Here is a 17,350-nt window from a genome sequence, read left to right as displayed (position 1 = left end):
CCCCACCCATGCCGGCCGCGCCGCCACCCGGCGGACGCCCCGGCGGATACGGCTACCCGCAGCCCGCGGGCGGCCAGCAGCCCCCGCCCGCACCCGCGGCCGGCGGACGCACCCGCCACTGGATCGAGATCAACGGCACCCGCCATCAGATCTCCCGCGCGACGCTCGTGCTCGGACGCAGCACCGAGGCCGACGTGCGGATCGACGACCCCGGCGTCTCCCGCCGGCACTGCGAGATCCGGACCGGAACGCCCTCGACGATCCAGGATCTCGGGTCCACCAACGGCATCGTGGTGGACGGGCAGCACACCACCCGCGCTACGCTCCGCGACGGCTCGCGGATCGTCGTGGGCAGCACCACCGTTATCTACAGGCAAGCCGAAGGGTGATCCGGGGGCAATGTCAGAGCTGACCCTCACGGTCATGCGGCTGGGTTTTCTCGCCGTATTGTGGCTGTTCGTGATCGTGGCCGTGCAGGTCATCCGCAGCGACCTGTTCGGCACGCGGGTCACCCAGCGCGGAGCGCGGCGCGACGCCGCCCGACCGCAGCAGGCCGCCGCGCGCCAGGGCCAGGCGCCTCCACCGCAGCGCCAACAACAGAGCGGCGGCCGGGGACGCCGCGGCGCTCCCACCAAGCTGGTCGTGACGGAGGGCACCCTCACCGGCACCACCGTTGCCCTCCAGGGCCAGACCATCACGCTCGGCCGGGCACACGACTCGACGATCGTGCTGGACGACGACTACGCCTCCAGCCGCCATGCCAGGATCTACCCCGACCAGAACGGCCAGTGGATCGTCGAGGACCTGGGCTCCACCAACGGCACCTACCTGGACCGGTCCCGGCTGACGACCCCCACACCGATCGGGCCGGGGTCGCCGATCCGCATCGGCAAGACCGTCATCGAGCTGCGGAAGTAGTGCTACACCAATGAATGAGCGCGAGCGGAGCGAGCACGCAGCGGCGGCCGGCACCCCGGGCCCCGGCGCGCTCCCGACCGGAGGGTGGGCAGTGTGGCTCGACACGACCGGCTGTACCCGGAGCAGCCGACGGGCGAGGTGCGCATGAGTCTGTCACTGCGCTTCGCCGCCGGATCGCACAAGGGCATGATCCGGGAGGGCAACGAGGACTCCGGCTACGCCGGACCCCGCCTGCTCGCCATCGCCGACGGCATGGGCGGCCAGGCCGCCGGCGAGGTCGCCTCCTCCGAGGTGATCTCCACCATCGTCGCCCTCGACGACGACGTCCCCGGCTCCGACATCCTCACCTCCCTCGGCACCGCCGTGCAGCGCGCCAACGACCAGCTCCGGCAGATGGTCGAGGAGGACCCCGCCCTCGAAGGCATGGGCACCACCCTCACCGCCCTGCTCTGGACCGGCCAGCGCCTCGGCCTCGTCCACGTCGGCGACTCGCGCGCCTACCTCCTGCGCGACGGCGTCCTCACGCAGATCACGCAGGACCACACCTGGGTGCAGCGCCTGGTCGACGAGGGCCGCATCACCGAGGAGGAGGCCGGCACCCACCCGCAGCGCTCCCTGCTGATGCGCGCGCTCGGCAGCGGCGACCACGTCGAGCCCGACCTGTCCATCCGCGAGGTCAGGGCCGGCGACCGCTACCTGATCTGCTCCGACGGACTCTCCGGCGTCGTCTCCCACCAGACGATGGAGGACACCCTCGCCAGCTACCAGGGCCCCCAGGAGACCGTCCAGGAGCTGATCCAGCTCGCCCTGCGCGGCGGCGGCCCCGACAACATCACCGTCATCATCGCCGACGTCCTCGACCTCGACACCGGTGACACCCTCGCCGGCCAGCTCTCCGACACGCCGATCGTGGTCGGCGCCGTCGCCGAGAACCAGGCCCAGTTCGGCGACAACGGCATCATGCAGACCCCCGCCGGCCGCGCCGCCGGACTCGGCCGCCAGGGCGGCGGACAGCGCGGCGGAGGCGGCGAGTTCGGCCCGCCCGGCAGCGGCGACACCACCGGCTACATCCCGGCCGGCGGCTTCGACGACTACGGCCCCGACGACTTCGCCAAGCCCCGCAAGAGCCGCAAGTGGCTGAAGAGATCCCTCTACACCGCCCTCGCCCTCGCCGTCATCGGCGGCGGCACGTACGGCGGCTGGCGCTGGACGCAGACCCAGTACTACGTCGGCACCAACGACGACCACCTCGCGCTGTACCGGGGCATCAGCCAGGACCTCGCCTGGGTCTCCCTCTCGAAGATCCAGAAGGATCACCCCGAGATCGAACTCAAGTACCTGCCGCCCTACCAGCAGAAACTGGTCGAGGCCACCATCCCCGAGAGCGACCTGGCCGACGCCCGGGCGAAGATCGAGGAACTGGCGGTGCAGGCCTCCGCCTGCAAGAAGCAGGCCGACCGGCGCACCGCGGAGACCGAGAAGAACGCGAAGACGGGCGAGGGCGAGGCCGGAGGCACCACGGGAACCACACCCGCCTCCTTCACGTCCAAGGCCTCACCGACCCCGAACCCCTCGGGATCACCGAAGGCACCCGAAACGTCCGAGTCCCCGTCCACGACCGCACCCACTCCAGGCTCAGGACCGACCCTCTCGGAGGAAGAGCAGAAGGTCGTCTCGCTGTGCGGTAAGCAGTAGGCAAGCCGTGAGAGGCCCTGTCACACGATGAGCAGTTCTACCAACTCGCCGACGCACCACACGTCCACGATCGGCGCCATCGGCGCCCCGAGCCGGCGCAACACCGAGCTGGCCCTGCTCGTGTTCGCCGTCCTCATCCCGGTCTTCGCCTACGCCAACGTGGGCCTGGCCATCAACGACGAGGTGCCCGCCGGCCTGCTGAGCTACGGCCTCGGCCTCGGCCTCCTGGCCGGCGTCGGCCACCTCGTCGTGCGCAAGTTCGCGCCGTACGCGGACCCGCTGATGCTGCCGCTGGCCACCCTGCTCAACGGACTGGGACTCGTCGCCATCTGGCGCCTCGACCAGTCCGAACTCCTCCAGGGCATCCAGCAGGCCGGCACCGCCGCGCCCCGCCAGCTGATGTACACCGCGATGGGCATCGCCCTGTTCGTCGCCGTGCTCATCTTCCTCAAGGACCACCGCGTCCTGCAGCGCTACACCTACATCTCCATGGTCACCGCGCTGCTCCTCCTGCTGCTCCCGCTGGTGCCGGGCCTCGGCAAGAACATCTACGGCGCCAAGATCTGGATCCAGGTCGGCTCCTTCTCCATCCAGCCCGGAGAGTTCGCCAAGATCGTCCTGGCGATCTTCTTCGCCGGCTACCTGATGGTGAAGCGCGACGCGCTCGCACTCGCCAGCCGCCGCTTCATGGGCCTCTACCTGCCCCGCGGCCGCGACCTCGGCCCCATCCTGGTCGTCTGGATGGTCTCGATCCTCATCCTGGTCTTCGAGACCGACCTCGGCACCTCGCTGCTGTTCTTCGGCATGTTCGTGATCATGCTGTACGTCGCCACCGAGCGGACCAGCTGGATCGTCTTCGGCCTGCTGATGTCCGCCGTCGGCGCCGTCGGCGTCGCCAGCTTCGAACCGCACATCCAGCAGCGCGTCGACGCCTGGCTCGACCCGATGCGCGAGTACACGCTCTCCCGCGCCGGCCAGGTCGGCCACTCCGAGCAGGCCATGCAGGCCCTGTGGGCCTTCGGCTCCGGCGGCACCCTCGGCACCGGCTGGGGCCAGGGCCACTCCGAGCTCATCCGGTTCGCCGCCAACTCCGACTTCATCCTCGCCACCTTCGGCGAGGAACTCGGCCTGGCCGGCCTCATGGCCCTGCTCCTGCTCTACGCGTTGATCGTGGAACGCGGCGTGCGCACCGCCCTCGCCGCCCGCGACCCGTTCGGCAAGCTCCTCGCCATCGGCCTCTCCGGCGCCTTCGCCCTCCAGGTCTTCGTCGTCGCCGGCGGCGTGATGGGCCTCATCCCGCTCACCGGCATGACGATGCCCTTCCTCGCCTACGGAGGCTCCTCCGTCATCGCCAACTGGGCCCTGATCGGCATCCTGCTGCGCATCAGCGACACCGCCCGCAGGCCGGCGCCCGCCGCTCCCGCCAATCCGGACGCCGAGATGACCCAGGTGGTCCGACCGTGAACAAGCCACTGCGCCGAATCGCGATCTTCTGCGGCCTCCTCGTCCTCACCCTGCTCATCCGCGACAACTGGCTCCAGTACGTCCAGGCGGACGAGCTCAAGGAGGACGAGCACAACCGGCGCGTCGCCATCGAGCGGTACGCCAGCCCGCGCGGCGACATCATCGTCGACGGCCAGGCCATCACCGGCCACGCCACCACCAAAGGCGACTTCAAGTACAAGCGCACCTACGAGGACGGCGCCATGTGGGCGCCCGTCACCGGCTACGTCTCCCAGGCCTACGGCGCCACCCAGCTCGAGGCCATCGACGACGGCATCCTCACCGGCAACGACGACCGGCTCTTCTTCCGCAACGCCCTCGACATGATCACCGGCAAGAAGCGCGAGGGCGGCAACGTCGTCACCACCCTGAACAGCGCCGCCCAGAAGGCCGCCTACGACGGCCTGAAGAAGCAGGGCGCCAAGGGCGCCGTCGTGGCGCTCGAACCGTCCACCGGCAAGATCCTCTCGATGGCCTCGTACCCGTCGTACGACCCCACCTCGATCGCCGGCAGCAACGAGGCGGCCGGCGAGGCCTGGAACAGGCTCCAGAAGAAGAACAACCCCGACGACCCGATGCTCAACCGCGCCCTGCGCGCGGTGTACCCGCCCGGCTCCACCTTCAAGGTGCTCACCGCGGCCGCCGCCCTGGAGCACGGCCTGTACGACTCGGCGGACGAGAAGACCGACTCCCCCCTGCCCTGGACGATGCCCGGCACCGACACCGAGCTGCCCAACGAGGGCGACCTCCCCTGCGAGGACGCCACCCTCCGCGAGGCACTCCGCGTGTCCTGCAACACCGTCTTCGGCAAGGTCGGCTCCGACCTCGGCAACGACAAGATGCTCGAGACGGCCGAGAAGTTCGGCTTCACCGAGGAGCAGTTCGTCCCCGTGCGCTCCAGCGCCTCCGTCTTCTCGGACGACATGGCGCCCTCGGAGGTCGCACTGTCCTCCATCGGCCAGTTCAACACCGCCGCGACCCCGCTGCAGATGGCCATGGTCACCTCGGCCATCGCCAACAACGGCACCCTGATGAAGCCGTACATGGTCGACGAACTCCAGGCCCCCAACCTCGACACCATCGAGAAGACGGACCCCGAGGAGATGAGCGAGCCGCTCTCCGCGGACCACGCCCAGATCGTCCAGGACATGATGGAGACCGTCGTCGAGGACGGCACGGGAACCAACGCACAGATCGACGGCGTCACCGTGGGCGGCAAGACCGGTACGGCGCAGCACGGTGTGGACAACAAGGAGAACCCCTACGCCTGGTTCATCTCGTACGCCAAGGGCGAGGACGGCGGCTCGCCCGTCGCCGTGGCCGTGGTGATCGAGGACGAGAACGCCGTCCGTGACGACATCTCCGGCGGCGGGCTCGCGGCGCCGATCGCGAAGGACGTGATGGAGGCCGTTCTGGAGAGCAAGAAGTGACCACGGACTGAACAGGACGTGACTCCGGTCACGTCCCCTTCACATAGGCGCACGTTGCGATACCGGTCCTGTATCGGGTATCGGGCTTGGCCAGGTCACCCGGAGCGAGCCGGGTACGGTAGGCCGGACGGCAGCCTCCGACCGTACAAGCATGCCGGTCGGGACCGACGGAGAGGGCTGGTAGTAACCATGGAAGAGCCGCGTCGCCTCGGCGGCCGGTACGAGCTGGGCCCGGTGCTCGGCCGTGGTGGCATGGCGGAGGTTTACCACGCGCATGACACCCGGCTCGGACGCCAGGTGGCGGTGAAGACGCTGCGCGCGGATCTCGCGCGCGACCCGTCCTTCCAGGCCCGCTTCCGCCGGGAGGCCCAGTCGGCCGCCTCGCTCAACCACCCCGCGATCGTGGCGGTCTACGACACGGGCGAGGACTACATCGACAACGTGTCGATCCCGTACATCGTCATGGAGTACGTCGACGGCTCCACGCTCCGCGAGCTGCTCCACTCCGGCCGCAAGCTGCTGCCGGAGCGGACGCTGGAGATGACCATCGGCATCCTCCAGGCGCTGGAGTACTCGCACCGGGCCGGCATCGTCCACCGCGACATCAAGCCGGCCAACGTCATGCTGACGCGGGGCGGCCAGGTCAAGGTCATGGACTTCGGCATCGCCCGCGCCATGGGCGACTCCGGCATGACGATGACCCAGACCGCCGCGGTGATCGGCACCGCCCAGTACCTCTCCCCGGAGCAGGCCAAGGGCGAGCAGGTCGACGCACGCTCCGACCTGTACTCCACGGGCTGCCTCCTCTACGAGCTGCTCACGGTGCGGCCGCCCTTCGTCGGCGACTCCCCGGTCGCCGTCGCCTACCAGCACGTTCGCGAGGAACCGCAGGCGCCCAGCGTCTTCGACCCCGAGATCACGCCCGAGATGGACGCGATCGTGCTGAAAGCCCTGGTCAAGGACCCCGACTACCGCTACCAGTCGGCCGACGAGATGCGCGCCGACATCGAGGCCTGCCTCGACGGCCAGCCGGTCGGCGCCACCGCCGCGCTCGGCGCCATGGCCGCGGGCGGCTACGGCGCCTACCCCGACGACCAGCCGACCACCGCCCTGCGCTCGGACGCGGGCGGCGGCGCCACGACCATGCTGCCGCCCATGAACCCGGACGACGGCGGCTACGGCTACGACGACCGCCCCGACCGGCGCCGCCAGCAGCCGCGCAAGTCGAACACCTCCACGATCTTCCTGGTCCTGGCCGGCATCCTCGTCCTCGTGGGCGCGATCCTGATCGGCAAGTACGCGTTCAGCGGGGACGGCGGCCCGGGCAACAACAAGGTCGACGTGCCGGCCTTTGTCGGCCAGACCAGAGCCGACGCCGAGCAGCTGGCCACCAACGCCGACCTGGAACTGGCCTTCACGCAGAAGCCCTGCGAGGACCAGAAGAAGGGCAGCATCTGCTCCCAGGACCCCGCGCAGGGCACCAGCGTGGAAAAGAAGTCCACCGTCAACCTCGTCGTCTCGACCGGCGCCCCCAAGGTCGCCGTGCCGAACGTCATCGACAAGAACGTCGACGAGGCCACCCAGCAGCTCGAGGACAAGGGCTTCAAGGTCGAGACCAAGCAGACCGAGTCCTCCCAGGACGAGGGCACCGTCCTCAGCCAGGACCCCGACCCGGGCAACGAGCTGGAGAAGGGCTCCACGGTCACCCTGGAGGTCGCCAAGGCCGAGGCGAAGGCCACGGTGCCGGACGTCGTCGGCCGCAGCTGCGACGAGGCCAAGGCCCAGATGGAGAGCAGCGACCTCGAAGCCACCTGCACGGACCAGCCCACCAACGACCCGAACCAGGTCGACAAGGTCCTCTCCACCACCCCGCAGGGGGGCCAGCAGGTCGACAAGGGCTCGAAGGTGACCATCGTCGTCGGCAAGGCCGTCGAGAAGACCAAGGTCCCCGAGGTCCGCGCCAAGTCCCTCGCGGAGGCGCGGCAGATCCTGCAGCAGAGCGGCTTCACCAACGTCCAGGTCACGCCCGGCGCCCCGGGTGACGACAACGCCACGGTGATCGCCATGAACCCGCAACCCGGCACCGAGGTCGACGACCCGGCCGCCACGCCCATCACCCTCACGACCGTGGGCGGCAACGGCGGCGGCGACAACGGCGGTAACAACAACGGCGGCATCATCGGCGGCCTCCGCGGCGACGACTGACGCAACCCGGCAACTCCCGGCACGACAAGAGCCCCGGCCCCTCAGCGGAGGGACCGGGGCTCTGTCGTACGCGCCGCCGCGAAACAGGGCCAGTGGGATTCAGTCCCGCTCGCGCTCTCTCGCGCTGTACCCCCGCCGCGCCGTCCTCAACGTCGCCATGCTCCTCCGCGACAGCGAAGTCGCACGTCAGGTGCGCCCGCACACAGCCTGTGGACAACCCGCTCCCGACAGACCCCACTGCCCTCGACGCCCGCATCGACCAGCGCATCACCCACATCCTCGGCAGGACCGTAGTACCGGCTCCGACAGCATCACGCTCGACTGCAGCGTCTGCACCACTGACCGTCCTGCAGTGACGTGAACGACGAGGCCCGAAGCCGCAAGGAGAAGTCGCGGCTTCGGGCCTCCGCCATGTCAGGGGACTGAGTTGCCTCGAAGACTGAGTCACCTCACCGCAGCTCCGCCGGCGGAGTCCGCTCCCCGTCCACCTTCTCCGTGCGTACCAACTCGCCCCACACCACGTACCGGTACCGGCTCGTGTACACCGGCGTGCAGGTCGTCAGCGTGATGTAGTGGCCGGCCTTCTTCCTGCCGGACTCCTCGGGGACCGCGTCGAGGACCTTGACGTTGAACTTCGACGTCTCGGGAAGGACCGCGTAGGTCTTGTAGACGTACCACTTGTCCTTGGTCTCGAAGACGATCGGGTCGCCCTTCTCGATCTTGTCGATGTTGTGGAACTTCGCCCCGTGCCCGTCCCGGTGCGCCGCAAGCGAGAAGTTGCCCTTCTTGCCCGAGGTCGGCAGCGCCGACTTGACCGGGTCGGTGTAGTAGCCGGCCACGCCGTCGTTGAGGATCTTCATCGACGTGCCCTTCTCCACCAGGATGTCGCCGTTCCCCATCGCCGGCACGTGCAGGAAGCCGATGCCCGCCCTGGTGTCCAGCTCCCCCGGACCGTCCGGACCGACCCGGTCCTCGGCCCAGTTGTCGCGGACCTTGTCGGCCTGCTCGTCCGCCGCGCGGTCGGCGACCACGTTCGTCCACCACAGGGAGTAGACGACGAACAGGCCCAGCACCAGGCCCGCGGTGATCAGGAGCTCGCCGAAGACGCTGACGGCCGTCGCGACGATCCGCCCCGCACCGCGCCCGCGGCGGCGTGCCGCGGGCTCCGGTGGGCCGTCCGCGCCGGTCTGCTCTTCGTGCTCCGTGTCGGTGGTCGCTGCCACTGGTCATCCGCCCTTAACTGACGAGCGCATCCGGCTTGCCCTTGCTGCGCGGCCGTTCCTCGACCATCTTGCCCCAGACGATCATCCGGTACTTGCTCGTGAACTCCGGCGTGCACGTGGTGAGGGTGATGTAGCGGCCGGGTTGCTCGAAACCGGACTGCTTCGGCACCGGGTCGAGGACGCTGACGTTGCTCGGCGACGTCACCGGCAGGATCGACGCCATCTTGTAGACGAAGTACTCGTCCTGCGTCTCGACGACGATCGGATCGCCCGGGCTCAGCTTGTTGATGTACCGGAACGGTTCGCCATGCGTGTTGCGATGCCCCGCCAGCCCGAAGTTGCCCGTCTTCGCCTCCGGCATCGCCGTCTTCAGCGCACCCTCGGCGTAGTGCCCGACCATGCCCCGGTCCAGGACCTTCTTGTCGTCGATGCCCTCCGCGATCGGCACCACGACGTCCAGCTTGGGAATGTGCAGCAGCGCGAACCCCTGCCCCGGCTCGAACGTCCCCGGGTTCCGCTTGCCGCTCGCCCAGTCGTCCTGGAGGCTGCTCGCCGCCTTGTCCGCCTGCGCCTGCGCCCGCACGTTCGTCCACCACAGCTGGTACGTGACGAACAGCAGCATCAGCACGCCGGTCGTGATGAAGACCTCACCGATCGCACGGCTGGCGATCACCGCGGGGCCCGGCTTGCGCGCCCGGGCCTGCCGACGCGCCTCAACGCGCGACAGAGGCGCTTTCGGCTCCTCGACCGGCTCCTGTACCTCCGACGGACCCCGGGAGGCCCCACGGCGCCCGTGGCGCCGTTTCGCGGCCTTCCTGCGGGCCGCGCGCCCACCGGTCACGGGAGGAACGGTGGTCTGCCGCTCCGGCGGCGGATCCGGAACCCGCAGCGCCACCGTCTCGTCGTCGGCGACGACCGGCCGGTACGGCTCCCCGGAGGAGAAGTCCTCGGCAGCGGAGTCCTGGTGCCAACCGCCCCCGAACGCACCGGAATCCCCGTACGGCCGCCCGTACGAGGATCCCTGGTCACCGGCTGTGCCGGATTCGCGCTCGGGGCGCAGCGCGGTCACGCCGTGGCCCTGCCCACCACCGGGGCGAGCCCCGCCGACCTCGCCACCGCGTCCTGGTCGCCGCACTCCGCCAGCCAGTTGGCCAGCATCCGGTGCCCGTGCTCGGTCAGCACCGACTCCGGATGGAACTGCACACCCTCGACGGGCAGTTCACGGTGGCGCAGCCCCATCACGATCCCGTCGTGCGTGCGTGCCGTCACCTCGAGCTCCGCCGGGACCGTGGCCGGCTCCGCCGCCAGCGAGTGGTACCGCGTCGCCGTGAAGGGAGAGGGCAGGCCCGCGAAGACGCCCCTGCCCGCGTGCTCGACCGGCGAGGTCTTGCCGTGCAGCAGCTCCGGCGCCCGGTCCACCACACCGCCGTACGCCACCTGCATCGACTGCATGCCGAGGCAGACGCCGAAGACGGGGACACCGGTCGCCGCGCAGTGCCGGACCATGTCGACGCAGACCCCCGCCTGCTCGGGCGTACCCGGACCGGGAGAGAGCAGCACGCCGTCGAAGCCGTCCTGGGCGTGCGCCGTCGACACCTCGTCGTTGCGCAGTACCTCGCACTCGGCGCCCAGTTGGTACAGGTACTGGACCAGGTTGAAGACGAAGCTGTCGTAGTTGTCGACGACGAGGATGCGCGCACTCACTGGTTGTCCACCGTCACATCGTTGAAGGGAAGCAGCGGCTCGGCCCACGGGAAGACGTACTGGAAGAGGACGTAGACCACGGTCACCGCCAGCATGAGTGAGAGCAGCGCCTTCACCCACGCGTTCCCCGGCAGATGCCGCCAGATCCAGCCGTACATGCCGTCCCTTCCGTCGCACCACGGCGCCAGACTCACGCCGCACCGCACCAGACTAACGGCGCGGGGCCCTCCGGAAAGGCGTCAATCCACAGGCTGGGCATAGTGCAGGTCCGCCGTGCCGGAGTAGCCCGGCAGCGTCACCCGCCCCTCGTCCTCGACCTTCCAGCCCAGCCCGTAGACGTTCACGTACACCATGTAGTTCTGGATCGCCGGGGACGCGGCCAGCGCTTCCTTCAGCCGCTCCGGATCCCCCACCGCCTGGATCTTGTACGGCGGTGAGTAGACCCGGCCCTGGAGGATCAGGGTGTTGCCCACACAGCGCACCGCGCTGGTGGAGATCAGCCGCTGGTCCATGACCTTGATGCCCTCGGCGCCGCCCTGCCACAGCGCGTTCACCACGGCCTGCAGATCCTGCTGGTGGATCACCAGGTAGTCGGGCTCGGGCTCCGGGTAGCCGGGGAGTTTGGCGGTGGCGTCCGGCGGGGCGTCGTCGAGCGTGACCGAGATCGACTCGCCCTTCAGCTTCCGTGTACCCGCCTTCTTCTCCAGCGCCGCGAGCTTGTCCGCCTCAGCCTTAGTACTCCCGTTGTCGCGCTCGGCGAGCGCGTCGATCTCGCCGCGCAGAGCCGCGTTGGACTCCTCCAGTTCACCGTTCTCCCGGCTGCGCTCATGGATGAGATCGGACAACTTGAGCAAAGAGGCGTCCGTGCGGATATTGGTGCCCTTGGCGGTATTGAAGCTGGTGAAGAATATGAGCCCCGCGAGAGCGAAGACGGCCGCCGTGAGTACGCGCACGGGCCGGAATCGGCGCCTGCGGCCAGGGCTGGATCCCGTCCCGGGGGAGTCGGCAGAATTGCTCAACGTACCCTTATCTCCTTCGGCGCCACGGAAGCACTACGCTAACGGACGCCCGGGGGAGCGCTCAGAGTCCCCGACCCCGTTCCCTGCGCGGCCACGCAGCGCATCGACAGGAGAGACCCTCGTGCCGAAGTCACGTATCCGCAAGAAGGCCGATTACACGCCGCCGCCGTCGAAGCAGGCGACCAGCATCAAGCTGACCAGCCGCAGCTGGGTGGCACCCGTCATGCTGGCCATGTTCGTCATCGGCCTCGCCTGGATCGTCGTCTTCTACGTCACCGACGGTTCACTGCCCATCGACGCGCTGGGCAACTGGAACATCGTGGTGGGCTTCGGTTTCATCGCCGCGGGATTCGGTGTCTCGACGCAGTGGAAGTAGCTCTCCCCAGGGCTATCCACGGAGTTATCCACAGGCGTTATCCACATGGGGAAAAGAAAGACGATCTGTGGATAACCCCTTGGGCATTGACGCCGGTGTGACGGAAGTACCGGCAACCGAAAGCGCGTTCGCCCCCTGTCTGACCTGCGGAAACTCAAGTCAGCTACAGGGGGCACACCTGTTCCCGCACACTGTGCACAAGATCCGCCACCCGCTGTGGACAACACATGCTCAGGTGAGCTGGGCGGTTCTCAACAGGGTCAGGCCGACGACGGCCACGAGGACCAGCGCGCAGGTGCCGTACTGCACGAGCGTCCGCCGTTCGCGCGGGGCGTGGAGCATCGCGTAGCCGATCGCGGCGCCGGCGACGAGGCCCCCGACGTGGGCCTGCCAGGCGATGTTGGCCCAGGTGAAGGTGAAGACCAGGTTGATCACCAAAAGGATGACGATCGGCCGCATGTCGGCGTTGAGGCGGCGGACGAGCGCGGCGGTGGCGCCGAAAAGGCCGAAGACCGCGCCGGAGGCACCGAGGGTGGCCGTGGTGGGCGAGGCCAGCAGGTAGGTGAGGGCGCTGCCGGCCAGGCCGGAGACGAGGTAGAGGGTGAGGTAGCGAACTCTGCCGAGGGCCGCTTCCAGAGGGCCTCCGAGGAACCAGAGGCTGAGCATGTTGAAGCCGATGTGCCAGATTTCCTCGTGGGTGAACATCGTGGTCACCAGGCGGTACCACTCGCCCTCGGCGACGCCTTCGGTGGGGACGAAGGGGGCGGGGGGCCATCGCCCGATGAGCACCATGTCGCTGAGGAAGGACGACGGCAGCGCCTGGACGGCGATGAAGACCGCCGCGTTGAGCCCGATGAGGATCTTGGTGAGGAGGTGGGGGTCGGCGGCGACGGTGCCTCCGGCCAGGGTGCGCGGCCGGGACGCGGCCGGGGCCGGTCCGCCGCCGGTGCGGCCGCTCGCGCAGTCGGGGCAGTGGAAGCCGACGGAGGCGTTGACCATGCAGTCCGTGCAGATGGGGCGTTCGCAGCGGGTGCAGCGGATGCCTGTCTCCCGGTCGGGGTGGCGGTAGCAGCCGGGTGTGCTCTGTGCGTCCGGTGGGCCGGCTGCCGCGTGGTCCATGGCTTCCCCTCGGTCGTCCTGTGAGCGGTGTGGGCACATGCACCGCCCCGCCCTTTTTTACGGATGAGCGGGGCGTTTGGTTCCTGCCCTGCGGGCGGGGAGGTAGTCCTCGTGGCCAGTCCCGGTGATCAGTCCTGGCGGGTCTCGACGACGACGGACTCGATGACGACGTCGTTGAGCGGGCGTTCGGTGCGGGGGTTGGTCTGGGTGACGGCGATGGCGTCGACGACCTTCTGACTGGCCGCGTCGGTCACCTCGCCGAAGATCGTGCGCTTGCGGTTCAGCCAGGTCGTCGGGGAGACGGTGATGAAGAACTGCGAGCCGTTGGTGTCGGGACCGGCGTTGGCCATGGCCATCAGGTAGGGCTTGTCGAAGGCGAGGTCGGGGTGGATCTCGTCCTCGAACTGGTAGCCGGGGCCGCCGGTGCCGTTGCCGAGCGGGTCGCCGCCCTGGATCATGAAGCCGCTGATCACTCGGTGGAAGGCCGTGCCGTCGTAGAGCTTGTCGGTGGACTTCTCGCCGGTGGCGGGGTGGGTCCATTCCCGGGCGCCCTGGGCGAGCTCGACGAAGTTCCTGACCGTCCGGGGGGCGTAGTCCGGAAGGAGCCGGATCTCGATGTCGCCCTGGTTGGTCTTCAGGGTGGCGTAGAGCTGCTCGGCCACGTCGTGCCTTCCGTCGTCCTGTCGTGCTCGTCGATCCTTGCACGATCGGGGGTGCGTGTAGTCCTGGGTTACGAGCGCGGGACGCCGATCCGTGGCATTGTCGTCGGCAAGCTCCCGTTGCCTGGTATTCATCCGTTATTGATGTTGATCGACTCTTGTTCGCAACTTCATCACCTCTTGCCCCAGAAGGCCCGAAGGCATCGTCCGTGACCCGGATGCGCGCCCTCACATGCCTGGCAGTGCGTCCGCAGGCATGATCCGTAAAAGGGTGGAAAGTCGAATTACCGTACGCCACCGAGGAGGAGGAACCCGTGACCCGCATCGACAGCGTGCGCGCCGCGACCGGTTCGGCGAAGGACAGCGTGCTGCACGCCGCGGAAGTGGTGGCGCCCTACGCCGACACGGCCAAGGACAGGGCCGCTCACTACACACAGGAGGCGCGCGGACGACTGGCGCCCAAGGTGTCGCAGGCCGCGTGCCAGGCCCGTCACCAGTACGGCGCGCATGTCGCGCCGCGACTGGAGCAGGCCCGTACGCATGTGCCGCCGAAGATGGACGCTGCCGCCCAGGAGGCCGCTGTCCGTACCCGTCTGGCCGCCCGGCAGGCGGCCGAGTACTCCAGGCCGAGGATCGAGCAGGCGGTGGCCGCGGCCGGCCCCGTCAGGGACGAGGCCGCCGCGCGGGGTGCCGCCGCACTGGCCGCGCTGCGGGGGCAGGTCACGGCCAAGGAGATCCAGAAGCTGACGCGTAAGCATCAGCGTCGTGCCAGGGCCGGGCGTATCGCCAAGGTGCTGGCGCTGGCGGGTGTCGTCGCGGGCGGTGCTTTCGCTGCCTGGAAGTGGTGGGACAAGCAGGCCAACCCGGACTGGCTGGTGGAGCCGCCCGAGGCGACGGAGGTTTCCGAGTCGGGGCGGCTGACGTCGGTGGACGGCACCGGTGAGGCGATCCTCGATCCCGAGGTCCAGGCCAAGCAGGCCCAGGACGAGGCGGCGGAGGGCGACGAGCCCCGCTGACTTTCGCTGAGGAATTTCACATCGCCGCGGGGCGGGAGGCTTCAGGGTCTCCCGCCCCGCGGCGATGTTTCACGTGAAACCGTCGAAGCCTTCACACCGCCGCTCAGCGGCCGTAGCGGCGTTCGCGCAGAGAGTAGGAGCGCAGGGCGCGCAGGAAGTCGATCTCGCGGAAGTCCGGCCAGTAGGTCTCGCAGAAGTGGACTTCGGCGTAGGCGGACTGCCAGAGCAGGAATCCGGAGAGGCGCTGTTCGCCGGAGGTGCGGATGATGAGGTCGGACTCGGACCGTGTCTTGGAGTACAGGTGCTTGGAGATGTGCTCCATGGTGAAGGTCTCGATGAACTCGTCGATGTCCCCGCCCTGGGAGCTGTGCTCGGTGAGGGCGGAGCGTACGGCGTCGACGATCTCTCGTCGGCCTCCGTAGCCGACGGCGACGTCGACCTTGGTGCCGCCCTTGCGGTCCTGGGTGGCGGCGGTGGCGGTTTTGAGGCGGGTGGCGGACTCGGCGGGCAGCAGGTCCAGGGCGCCGACCGCTTCCACGCGCCAGGGGTTGCCCGGTGCGGCGAGCCGTTCCACGACCTCGGCGATGATGTCGATGAGCGGGTTCAGCTGGTCTTCGGGCCGGTGGAGGTTGTCGTCGGAGAGCATGAACAGGGTGACGTGCTCGATCTGTGCGGAGTCGCACCAGCGCAGGAAGTCCAGCACCTTCGCCCCGCCGGCCCGGTAGCCCTCGCGCGGGTCGTCGATGCCCGACATCTTGGCCCACCGGCGGTTGCCGTCGAGCATGATGCCGATGTGCTGGGGGCGTGGGCGTCCCTCCAACTCCCTGACCAGCCGCTTCATATAGAGCGCATCGAGAGCGGCCCGTACCTTCGCCCGCATGGTTACCCCTTCCACCTCGTCGGTAGCGACCGGACGCCTTCCGACGGCGATGAGCCACGTGGCACCGCCCCGCAGGGGTGTGGCGCTGGTGCCCTGTGGGGTGACGATATCAAGAGCAGACAGCACCTCCGTGGTGCTCGCCGGGGCCCGGGGAGTCCGCGCACGCCCAGGGGCCTCGGTCGCTCCGGTGCGACGGTGCGGCGAGACGGACCGGCGGGGTGCTCGGCCAACTGTCATGCCTGGTGGGGCGGTTGCGGAAGCCCTCGGCGTCGGAGGTTCGCAGGGGACCGTCTGGTGTTTCCTGTCACTCTCGGGCCGACCCGGGCCCGGGCCATCGCCCATGGGGGCGAGCTCACCGGTGCCCGGTCATGCGGTGGGAGGTCACGATGCTGTCGGTTCACCAGCTGATCCCGGCCGCCACCGGCCGGTGGTCGCTGCCGGTGGCCGGCAGCAGCCAAGAGCTCTCCGGCTCCACGCCGCGGACCAGGACGTGGTCGATCCGCACCACCGGGAACTTGGCCGGCCAGGTGAACCCGAAGCCGTCCCCGGCCACGTCCTGAACGGAGTGCAGCCGCGAGGTGATGCCGTCGAACGCACGGTCGTCCATGGTGCCGTTCAGGTCGCCGAGCAGCACCACGCGCTCGTTTCGCTCGGCGGCGAGGGCCGTGCCGAGCGCCCGCGCGTTCCGGTCCCGCGAGTCCGTCCAGAAGCCCGTCCTGGGGTGCACCCGTACAGAACCCAGGTGGGCCACGTACACCGCCAGCGGCCCCTGGTCCGTGGCCACCGTGGTGCGCAGCGCCCGATGGTCGGCCATCCTGGCCTCGACCGGCTTGGCGTCCCCCAGCGGCCCGACGTCCTGCTCGATGTCGACCGGCCGGGTGCCGGACAGCGGCAGCCTGCTCCACAGCCCGACCGTGCCCCGCACCGCGTGGTACGGGTACGCCTTCGCCAGTTCCCTCTCGTACGTGCCCCGAGCCTGCGGGGTGATCTCCTCCAGTGCCAGCACGTCCGCGCCGGCGGCGGCCAGGTCTCGGGCGGTGCCCGCCGGGTCGGGGTTGTCGGCGCCGACGTTGTGGCTCACCACGGTGAGGTCGCCGCCCGGATGGGACTTGTCGCCGAGCAGCCCGCCGTAGAGGTTCAGCCAGACCGTGACCGGCAGCAGCAGCGCGACCACCGCGCAGGCGGAGCGGCGCCACAGCGCCCCGGCCAGCAGCACCGGGACGAAAACGCCGAACCAGGGCAGGAAGGTCTCCGCCAGGCTGCCGAGGCCACCGGTCCGGTTCGGGATCTTCGGGTGCAGCAGCATGAAGAGGCCGAGGAACAGCGCCAGCGCCGCGATGACCGGACCACGCTTCCAGGGTCCGGGCCGGAAGCCGTTGCGGACGGTCCGGCGAGCGCCCGCGTGCCAGGTCCCGTCGGCGCCGGCCGCCGGTGCACCGGCTCCGTCGTCCGGCGCGCGGGTGTCCGCCGGGCTGTCCTGTCCGGTCTCCGCCGTGTCCACTCGCGTCATCGTCCGCCCTCGCTCACCGCTGTGTTCGTTCGTTCTCTCCGGGCCCAGGGCCCGGGGACGAGTGAAAGCGACACGGTGTTGCCGGCACGTATG

Annotated in this window: 16 protein-coding genes and 2 pseudogenes; 9 read left to right on the top strand and 9 right to left on the bottom strand. The window is 69.4% G+C overall.

Annotated elements, in window-relative coordinates; translation table 11 throughout:
- The 7 genes and pseudogenes from fhaA to EBH09_RS38995 all read left to right on the top strand — a co-directional run.
- Nucleotides 1–389: pseudogene (gene fhaA, locus EBH09_RS18170) on the top strand (antibiotic biosynthesis regulator FhaA); the annotation flags it as partial.
- A gap of 10 nt (nt 390–399) precedes the next feature.
- Nucleotides 400–918, top strand: a complete 519-nt coding sequence (gene fhaB, locus EBH09_RS18165) for an antibiotic biosynthesis regulator FhaB (protein ID WP_121748050.1) — start codon at nt 400–402, stop codon at nt 916–918.
- Between the two features lie 144 nt (nt 919–1,062).
- Complete coding sequence (locus tag EBH09_RS18160) at nt 1,063–2,613, top strand: Stp1/IreP family PP2C-type Ser/Thr phosphatase (protein WP_121748409.1); 1,551 nt, start codon at nt 1,063–1,065, stop codon at nt 2,611–2,613.
- 27 nt (nt 2,614–2,640) lie between these two features.
- Complete coding sequence (locus EBH09_RS18155; RefSeq protein WP_121748049.1) at nt 2,641–4,077, top strand: FtsW/RodA/SpoVE family cell cycle protein; 1,437 nt, start codon at nt 2,641–2,643, stop codon at nt 4,075–4,077.
- Entirely contained in the window at nt 4,074–5,546 is a 1,473-nt protein-coding gene (locus tag EBH09_RS18150) for a penicillin-binding protein 2 (RefSeq protein WP_121748048.1), read from the top strand. The genes EBH09_RS18155 and EBH09_RS18150 overlap by 4 nt, the downstream gene beginning before the upstream one ends.
- A 189-nt stretch (nt 5,547–5,735) precedes the next feature.
- Nucleotides 5,736–7,751, top strand: a complete 2,016-nt coding sequence (gene pknB, locus EBH09_RS18140) for a Stk1 family PASTA domain-containing Ser/Thr kinase (protein ID WP_121748047.1) — start codon at nt 5,736–5,738, stop codon at nt 7,749–7,751.
- 91 nt (nt 7,752–7,842) lie between these two features.
- Nucleotides 7,843–8,050 (top strand): annotated as a pseudogene (locus EBH09_RS38995) (restriction endonuclease); the annotation flags it as partial.
- Between the two features lie 150 nt (nt 8,051–8,200).
- On the opposite strand, the gene EBH09_RS18130 reads toward EBH09_RS38995, so the two are convergent.
- The 5 genes from EBH09_RS18130 to EBH09_RS18110 all read right to left on the bottom strand — a co-directional run bounded on the left by EBH09_RS18130 (nt 8,201) and on the right by EBH09_RS18110 (nt 11,697).
- Nucleotides 8,201–8,974, bottom strand: a complete 774-nt coding sequence (locus EBH09_RS18130; RefSeq protein WP_121748045.1) for a class E sortase — start codon at nt 8,972–8,974, stop codon at nt 8,201–8,203.
- Between the two features lie 13 nt (nt 8,975–8,987).
- Nucleotides 8,988–10,043, bottom strand: a complete 1,056-nt coding sequence (locus tag EBH09_RS18125) for a class E sortase (RefSeq protein WP_121748044.1) — start codon at nt 10,041–10,043, stop codon at nt 8,988–8,990.
- Nucleotides 10,040–10,678, bottom strand: coding sequence for an aminodeoxychorismate/anthranilate synthase component II (locus tag EBH09_RS18120; protein ID WP_121748043.1), 639 nt, complete (start codon nt 10,676–10,678; stop codon nt 10,040–10,042). Before EBH09_RS18120 ends, EBH09_RS18125 begins: the two co-directional genes overlap by 4 nt.
- Nucleotides 10,675–10,836 (bottom strand): hypothetical protein, encoded by a 162-nt coding sequence (locus EBH09_RS18115; RefSeq protein WP_193776388.1) that lies wholly within the window; start codon nt 10,834–10,836, stop codon nt 10,675–10,677. The genes EBH09_RS18120 and EBH09_RS18115 overlap by 4 nt, the downstream gene beginning before the upstream one ends.
- A gap of 81 nt (nt 10,837–10,917) precedes the next feature.
- Nucleotides 10,918–11,697: a DUF881 domain-containing protein gene (locus EBH09_RS18110; protein WP_193776387.1), complete on the bottom strand. Its 780-nt coding sequence runs from the start codon at nt 11,695–11,697 to the stop codon at nt 10,918–10,920.
- Nucleotides 11,698–11,818: 121 nt separating this feature from the next.
- Here EBH09_RS18110 and crgA point away from each other — a divergent pair, with 121 nt between their 5' ends.
- The gene (crgA, locus tag EBH09_RS18105; RefSeq protein ID WP_121748040.1) at nt 11,819–12,073 is read left to right on the top strand and encodes a cell division protein CrgA; all 255 of its coding nucleotides are present in this window, start codon (nt 11,819–11,821) and stop codon (nt 12,071–12,073) included.
- 231 nt (nt 12,074–12,304) lie between these two features.
- Here the strand turns inward: crgA and EBH09_RS18100 are convergent, their stop codons facing one another.
- The gene (locus EBH09_RS18100) at nt 12,305–13,192 is read right to left on the bottom strand and encodes a rhomboid family intramembrane serine protease (protein ID WP_121748039.1); all 888 of its coding nucleotides are present in this window, start codon (nt 13,190–13,192) and stop codon (nt 12,305–12,307) included.
- 128 nt (nt 13,193–13,320) lie between these two features.
- Nucleotides 13,321–13,854 (bottom strand): peptidylprolyl isomerase, encoded by a 534-nt coding sequence (locus EBH09_RS18095; protein ID WP_121748038.1) that lies wholly within the window; start codon nt 13,852–13,854, stop codon nt 13,321–13,323.
- A gap of 311 nt (nt 13,855–14,165) precedes the next feature.
- On the opposite strand from EBH09_RS18095, the gene EBH09_RS18090 reads away from it, so the two are divergent.
- Nucleotides 14,166–14,867 (top strand): DUF5324 family protein, encoded by a 702-nt coding sequence (locus EBH09_RS18090; RefSeq protein WP_121748037.1) that lies wholly within the window; start codon nt 14,166–14,168, stop codon nt 14,865–14,867.
- 103 nt (nt 14,868–14,970) lie between these two features.
- Here EBH09_RS18090 and EBH09_RS18085 read toward each other — a convergent pair whose 3' ends face one another.
- Together EBH09_RS18085 and EBH09_RS18080 are read right to left on the bottom strand one after the other, a co-directional pair.
- Nucleotides 14,971–15,747, bottom strand: coding sequence for an isoprenyl transferase (locus tag EBH09_RS18085; protein WP_121748036.1), 777 nt, complete (start codon nt 15,745–15,747; stop codon nt 14,971–14,973).
- Nucleotides 15,748–16,144: 397 nt separating this feature from the next.
- On the bottom strand, nt 16,145–17,257 hold the full coding sequence (locus tag EBH09_RS18080; protein ID WP_121748035.1) for an endonuclease/exonuclease/phosphatase family protein: 1,113 nt from the start codon (nt 17,255–17,257) through the stop codon (nt 16,145–16,147).
- Between the last annotated feature and the right edge of the window lie 93 nt (nt 17,258–17,350).

The sequence above is a fragment of the Streptomyces sp. E2N166 genome, assembly GCF_003671715.1.
GTDB lineage: Bacteria > Actinomycetota > Actinomycetes > Streptomycetales > Streptomycetaceae > Streptomyces > Streptomyces thinghirensis.
Note: the sequence above shows the minus strand (reverse complement) of the source record. Positions and strands in the feature narration are given on the sequence as shown.